The following is a 5,983-nucleotide window of genomic DNA, read 5'->3' as shown; positions in this document are numbered from 1 at the left end:
GTCGCTCCCCCGCCCGGTGAGCGCGTGCGCCTCGCCCTCGTTGACGACCAGCAGGTCCGTGGCGGCGAGCAGCTCCGCCGGGAGCGGTCGGGCCGGCGCGGCGTTGAGCACGACCCGGGTGCCGGCGTCCCGGGCGGCCAGCGCCGCCTCGGTCACCGTCTCGACCGGGATCTCCAGCTGGGCCACCAGGACGTCGGCCGCGCGTACGAGGGAGCGCTCGTCCTCCGTTAGGCCGGTCATCGAGGCGTTCGCGCCGGGGCTCACCACGATCGCGTTCTCGCCGTCGGCGCTGACCATGACCAGGGCCACACCGGAGGTGCCGTAGGTGACCCGGAGCCGGCTGGTGTCCACTCCGGCGGCGGTGATCCTGGCGCGCAGCGTGACCCCGAAGGAGTCGGAGCCGATCGCCCCGAGGAACGCGCAGGAGGCGCCGGCCCGGACGGCGGCGACCGCCTGGTTGGCGCCCTTGCCGCCGGCCACCATCACGAAGTCGGTGCCCAGTACGGTCTCCCCCGGACGGGGCAGGGCGGGGGCGGTGGCCACCAGGTCCATGTTGGCGCTGCCCACGACGACGATCCGGGTCTGCGGCACGCGCGTACCTCCTCAGGCGGCGCGGGCGGTGTACCGGTCGCCGTGCCGCTCGACCAGCAGGGGCAGGCCGAACGTCTTGGACAGGTTGTCGCCGGTCAGCGTGTCGGCCAGCAGCCCCTGCGCCACCACCCCGCCCTCGCGCAGCAGCAGCGCGTGGGTGAAGCCCGGCGGGATCTCCTCGACGTGGTGGGTCACCAGCACCAGCGCCGGGGCGTCCGGGTCGTACGCCAGGTCGGCCAGGCGGGCGACCAGGTCCTCCCGGCCACCCAGGTCGAGCCCGGCGGCCGGCTCGTCGAGCAGCAGCAGTTCGGGGTCGGTCATCAGCGCCCGGGCGATCTGGACGCGCTTGCGCTCCCCCTCCGACAGGGTGCCGTACGTGCGGTCGGCGAGGGCGGCGACACCGAGCTGGCCGAGCAGCGCGCGGGCCCGGGCCTCGTCGCCGGGGTCGTAGCTCTCCCGAAAGCGCCCGACGACCGACCAGGCGGCGGTGACCACCACGTCGGTGACCCGCTCGTCGGCGGGCAGTCGCTCGGCGAGGGCGGCGGTGGAGAGGCCGATCCGGGTGCGCAGCTCGGTGACGTCGGTGCGGCCGATGCGCTCGCCGAGCACGTGTGCGGTGCCGCCGGTCGGGTGGAGTCGCCCGGCGGCGAGGTTCAGCAGGGTGGTCTTCCCGGCACCGTTGGGGCCGAGCACGACCCAGCGCTCGTCCAGCTCGACCCGCCAGTCCACGTCGTGCAGCAGCGCCGTGCCGGACCGGCGTACGGCGACGCCGTCGAGGCTGACCACCAGATCCGCGTCCACGGGAGAGGGTGCGGGTGCGGCGCCACGGGCGCCGGGGATCAGGTCACCAGTCACCCGCCCATCCAACCACGCAGCACGTGGTGCCCCCCACGGGCGGTGTCCTGGCCATAGGGTGGGGCGCCGTGTCATTGATCACCACAGCCGGAGGACGCCGGATGCCCGGTCGGAGAAGGGAGCCGCGCGGATGAGCGCGGTCATCGAGATCGAGGGTCTGCGCAAGACCTTCCACACCCTGCGGCACGGGCGCCGGGTGGCCGTCGACGGCTTCGACCTGGTCGTCGAGGCCGGGCAGATCCACGGCTTCCTCGGCCCCAACGGGTCGGGCAAGACGACCACGCTGCGCGCCCTGCTCGGGCTGGTCCGCGCCGACGCCGGCCGGATGGCGGTGCTCGGGGAACGCTCGCCGGAGCGCCTGACGCGGGTGACCGGTCGGGTCGGCGCGATCGTGGAGAGCCCGCAGTTCTTCGGCAACTTCACCGGCCACCGCACCCTGCGCCTGCTCGCCCGGGCGGGCGGGGTGCCGGTCAGCCGGGTGGACGAGGTTCTGGAGCAGGTGGGCCTGCGCGACCGGGGCCACGACCGGGTCAAGGGCTACTCGCTGGGCATGAAGCAGCGCCTGGCGGTGGCCTCGGCCCTGTTGAAGGATCCGGAGCTGCTGATCCTCGACGAGCCGGCGAACGGGCTGGACCCGGCCGGCATCCGGGAGATGCGGGACCTGATGCGCACCCTCGCGGACGCGGGCGTGACGGTGCTGGTGTCCAGCCACATCCTGGCCGAGATCCAGTTGATCTGCGACCACGTGACGATCATCTCGCGCGGCCGCCGGGTGGCGGCCGGCCCGGTCGACGAGGTCCTGGCCGGTTTCGACCGGCACGAGGTGCTGGTCCGGGTCGACGACCCGGAACGGGCCACGGAGCTGCTGCGGGCGGCCGACCTGACGGTCGTCGGGCACCCGGACCACCTGGTGGTGACCGACGTCGCCGACGCCACCCAGATCAGCCGGCTCCTCGGCGAGCAGGGCGTCTGGCTGCGCGAGCTGACCCCGCTGCGGCCGGACCTGGAGAGCGTCTTCCTGGAGCTGACCGGCACCGCACCGCACCCGACTGTGCCCCGCCAGGGGGATGGCACGACCCGCCCCGACGACGCGATCATCGACCTCGACGCCTCAGGAGTGGACGCGTGAACCTGGTCCGTGCCGAGCTGGAGCGCCTGGCCGCCCGGCGCTTCGTGCAGCTCATGCTCGTCCTGCTGGTGGCGGCCTTCGGCATCACCGCGGCCACCACCCTGGCCAACTCGCACCGGCCGACCGTCGCCGAGGTGTCCGACGCGCAGCGGCAGGCGGCCGACGCGCGACGCGATCTGGAGCTGACGTACGAACGGTGCCTGACCCGGGAGCGGGGGGCCCTGCCGACGGAGGAGGTCGACCAGTACTACCCCGCGAACTGCAGCGAGATCGACCCGGGGCGGATGGAGCGGCTGCCGGTGGCGGCGGACTTCCTCTACGGGGTCTTCACGTTCGCCCAGGAGGCGCGCCCGCTGCTCTACTTCCTCATCGCGTTCCTGGTGCTGTTCGGGTTCCTGGTCGGCGCCTCCTACATCGGGGCGGACCTGAACTCCGGCGGGGTCGTCAACCTGCTGCTCTGGCGACCGGCCCGGCTGGCCGTGCTGGGCGCCAAGCTGGGCACGCTGCTCGGGACGGTGGCGGTGCTGGCACTGGTGGCGTCGGCCGCGTACCTGGGAACGTTCTGGCTCATCGCGCAGGCGGCCGGGCAACCCGGCGTCCTCGACGACGAGTTCTGGCGATCGTTGGGCGTGATCTGGGGCCGGGGGATGCTGCTGGTGCTGCTCTCCTCGGCGATCGGGTTCGCCATCGCCACGCTGGGCCGGCACACCTCGGCGGCGCTCGGCGCGGTCGCCGCGTACGCGGTCCTGTGGGAGCTGGGCGCGCGACTGGTGCTGACGATCCTCGACGCCCGGCGACCCGACCAGCTGATGCTCTCCAGCTACCTGCAGGCCTGGTTGACCGGCCGGGCGACGTTCTGGGACAGCCGGGCCTGCCCCGACGGGGGCATCGGCTGGGTCTGCGACCCGTCCTACGTGATGACCTGGCGGCCGGGTCTGGTCGTGCTGCTCGTGGTGACCCTGGCGCTGACCGGCGCGGCGTTCGCGGTGTTCCGCCGCCGCGACCTCGTCTGATCCCTCCGGAGCGGCCCGGGTGCGGCAACTCCTTGCAGCACCCGGGCCTCAGGTGAAATATTCCTTCACATGGCGGACGGCGGCGGCACCCGGTCAGCCGACCGTGGACCCGAACACCTCGTCCCGTACGGCGTCCAGCGCGGTGTGCAGCGCGCCGCTCAGGATCGGCTCCTCGGTCAGCCCGGTGGGCGCCACGCGGGGACGCACCAGGGTGATCGCCGCGACCTCGTGCTGCACCCGCTCCGCCAGCGCCGCCCCGCCGGCCTGACCCACCTCACCGGCCAGCACCACCAGCGGCGGGTCCAGCACGACGCAGGTGCTCGCCACACCGAGGGCGAGCCGGCGGGCCACCTCGTCGAGCATCGGGCCGCCGGCCGTGCCGTCGGCGATCGCCGCGCGTACCCCACCGGCGGCCGAGGAGTCCGGGTATCCGTGCTCGCGGGCCAGCGCGCGGACCGCGTCCGCTCCGATCAGCTGCTGGAACGCCGGCTTGGCCCGGCGGGAGACGTCCCGCGGGATGGGCGCGCCGGGCACCGGCAGGTAACCGATCTCGCCCGCCGCGCCACTGCTGCCGTGGTGCAGCCGTCCACCCAGCATGATCGCCAGACCGACGCCGGCTCCCACCCAGACCAGGACGAAGTCCGGTACGCCCCGGGCGGCGCCGGAACGGGCCTCGGCCATCGCGGCCAGGTTCACGTCGTTCTCGAAGACCACCGGGGTGTGCAGGTCGTCGCGCAGCGCGGCGAGCAGGCCGCTGTGCCAGCGCGGCAGGTTGAACGCGAACGTGATGTCACCGCTGCCCGGGTCCACCAGGCCGGGGGTGCCCAGCACGATCCGCCGGACGCTCGACAGTTGCGCCTGGGCGCTGCTGGCCGCCTTGACCACCGCGTTGTGCACCACGCCCACCGGGTCGTCGGTGTCCCGGGTCGACTGCTCGACCCGACCGATCACCGCGCCGGTGATGTCCGCGCAGGCCGCCACGACCCGGTCCGGCCCGACGTCCACGCCCACCACGTGGGCGCTGTTGGGTCGGACGGCGTACAGCTGGGCGTTCGGCCCCCGGCCGCCGGCCTGCTCGCCGACCCGGGTGACCAGGCCGCGCTCCTCCAGGCGCTCGACCAGCTGCGAAGCGGTGACCTTGGACAACCCGGTCAGCTCGCCGAGCCGGGCCCGGGTCAGCGGCCCCTGCTCCAGGAGCAACTCCAACGCCGCGCGGTCGTTGAGTGCCCGCAACAGGCGGGGGGTGCCGGGCAGCCGGGTCGCACTCATGCCAGGTCCTCGAAATTCTATAAAGTTTGCTAACCGTAAACGGAGCTGGGGACGGGTAGCCGTAGCGTATCGGCCACCCGGGACGGCGGTGGTCGGCCGACCCGGTACCCCGATCACCACCTCCGGTACGACGACGGTGCCCCCGGGGCACCAAGAGGGAGGATCACGTGGGGCACGATCCAGGACTGCGCCGGCTGGTGCTCGGCACGCTGCTGGCCGCGTACCCGGGGCCGGTGCCACCGGACTGGGCGGTCGACCTGGTGGGCGAGGGCCTCGCCGGGCACACCCTGTTCGGCACCAACATCCACGACCCGTCCCAGATCGCCGCGACCACCGCCGCGCTGCGCGCCGGCCGGTCGGACGTGCTGATCGCCATCGACGAGGAGGGCGGGGACGTGACCCGGCTGGCGCACGCCACCGGCAGCCCGTACCCGGGCAACGCGGCCCTCGGCGCGATCGGCGACACCGCCCTGACCCGACGGGTCCACGAGGCGATCGGCGCCGAACTGGCCGCGCTCGGGATCACCGTCAACCTGGCGCCGACCGTCGACGTGAACAGCGCCGACGACAACCCCGTCATCGGCACCCGCTCGTTCGGCGCGGACCCGATCCGGGTGGCCGCCCACGCCGCGGCGGCGGTGGCCGGACTCCAGGCGGCCGGGGTCGCCGCCTGCGCCAAGCACTTCCCCGGCCACGGCGCCACGGTCGCCGACTCCCACCACGAACTGCCGCTGGTCGACGTACCCGTCGAGGTGCTGCGCCGGCGCGACCTGCCGCCGTTCGCGGCGGTCGTCGCGGCGGGCGCGCGGGCGGTGATGACCGCCCACATCCGGGTGCCGGCCCTGACCGGCGACGGTCCGGCCACCTTCAGCCGGGCCGTGCTGGTCGACCTGCTGCGCGGCGAGTACGGCTTCACCGGCGCCGTCGTCACCGACGCACTGGAGATGAAGGGTGCGGCGGTCGCCGCCGGGGGGATCGGCCCGGCCGCCGTCCGCGCCCTGGCCGCCGGTGCGGACCTGCTCTGCATCGGCGCGCCGAGGAAGGCGTCGGCCCAGCGCCCGACCTCGTCGAACACCTTCTGGCGTCCGTCGGGGCCGGAGAGTGTGAGGTCGTGCATCCCGCCGTC

Annotated in this window: 6 protein-coding genes; 3 read left to right on the top strand and 3 right to left on the bottom strand. The window is 74.1% G+C overall.

The genetic code is table 11. From position 1 onward, the window contains the following. Both AB0I76_RS20525 and AB0I76_RS20520 read right to left on the bottom strand, forming a co-directional pair. Nucleotides 1-591 (bottom strand): ribokinase (locus tag AB0I76_RS20525; RefSeq protein WP_357037695.1); only part of this gene is annotated, 591 nt, incomplete at its 3' end. Between the two features lie 12 nt (nt 592-603). Beyond that, nucleotides 604-1,521: an ABC transporter ATP-binding protein gene (locus AB0I76_RS20520; protein WP_357037691.1), complete on the bottom strand. Its 918-nt coding sequence runs from the start codon at nt 1,519-1,521 to the stop codon at nt 604-606. 55 nt (nt 1,522-1,576) lie between these two features. Here AB0I76_RS20520 and AB0I76_RS20515 point away from each other — a divergent pair, with 55 nt between their 5' ends. Together AB0I76_RS20515 and AB0I76_RS20510 are read left to right on the top strand one after the other, a co-directional pair. Next, nucleotides 1,577-2,575 carry an ABC transporter ATP-binding protein gene (locus AB0I76_RS20515; RefSeq protein ID WP_357037688.1) on the top strand — a complete coding sequence of 333 codons (999 nt, stop codon included), beginning with the start codon at nt 1,577-1,579 and terminating at the stop codon, nt 2,573-2,575. Next, nucleotides 2,572-3,588, top strand: coding sequence for an ABC transporter permease subunit (locus tag AB0I76_RS20510; RefSeq protein WP_357037685.1), 1,017 nt, complete (start codon nt 2,572-2,574; stop codon nt 3,586-3,588). Before AB0I76_RS20515 ends, AB0I76_RS20510 begins: the two co-directional genes overlap by 4 nt. 93 nt (nt 3,589-3,681) lie before the next feature. Here the strand turns inward: AB0I76_RS20510 and AB0I76_RS20505 are convergent, their stop codons facing one another. Beyond that, nucleotides 3,682-4,857 carry an ROK family transcriptional regulator gene (locus tag AB0I76_RS20505; protein WP_357037683.1) on the bottom strand — a complete coding sequence of 392 codons (1,176 nt, stop codon included), beginning with the start codon at nt 4,855-4,857 and terminating at the stop codon, nt 3,682-3,684. Between the two features lie 167 nt (nt 4,858-5,024). Between AB0I76_RS20505 and AB0I76_RS20500 the strand changes: the two genes are divergently transcribed. After that, nucleotides 5,025-5,983: glycoside hydrolase family 3 N-terminal domain-containing protein (locus AB0I76_RS20500; RefSeq protein ID WP_357037680.1), on the top strand; the 959-nt coding region annotated here is incomplete at its 3' end.

The sequence above is a fragment of the Micromonospora sp. NPDC049799 genome, from assembly GCF_040656655.1.
Taxonomy (GTDB): domain Bacteria; phylum Actinomycetota; class Actinomycetes; order Mycobacteriales; family Micromonosporaceae; genus Micromonospora.
Note: the sequence above shows the minus strand (reverse complement) of the source record. Positions and strands in the feature narration are given on the sequence as shown.

Coding starts and splice junctions, on each gene's coding strand:
- AB0I76_RS20520 (WP_357037691.1), bottom strand. CDS start 1,521: ATGACACGGCGCCCCACCCTATGGCCAGGACACCGCCCGTGGGGGGCA.
- AB0I76_RS20515 (WP_357037688.1), top strand. CDS start 1,577: ATGAGCGCGGTCATCGAGATCGAGGGTCTGCGCAAGACCTTCCACACC.
- AB0I76_RS20505 (WP_357037683.1), bottom strand. CDS start 4,857: ATGAGTGCGACCCGGCTGCCCGGCACCCCCCGCCTGTTGCGGGCACTC.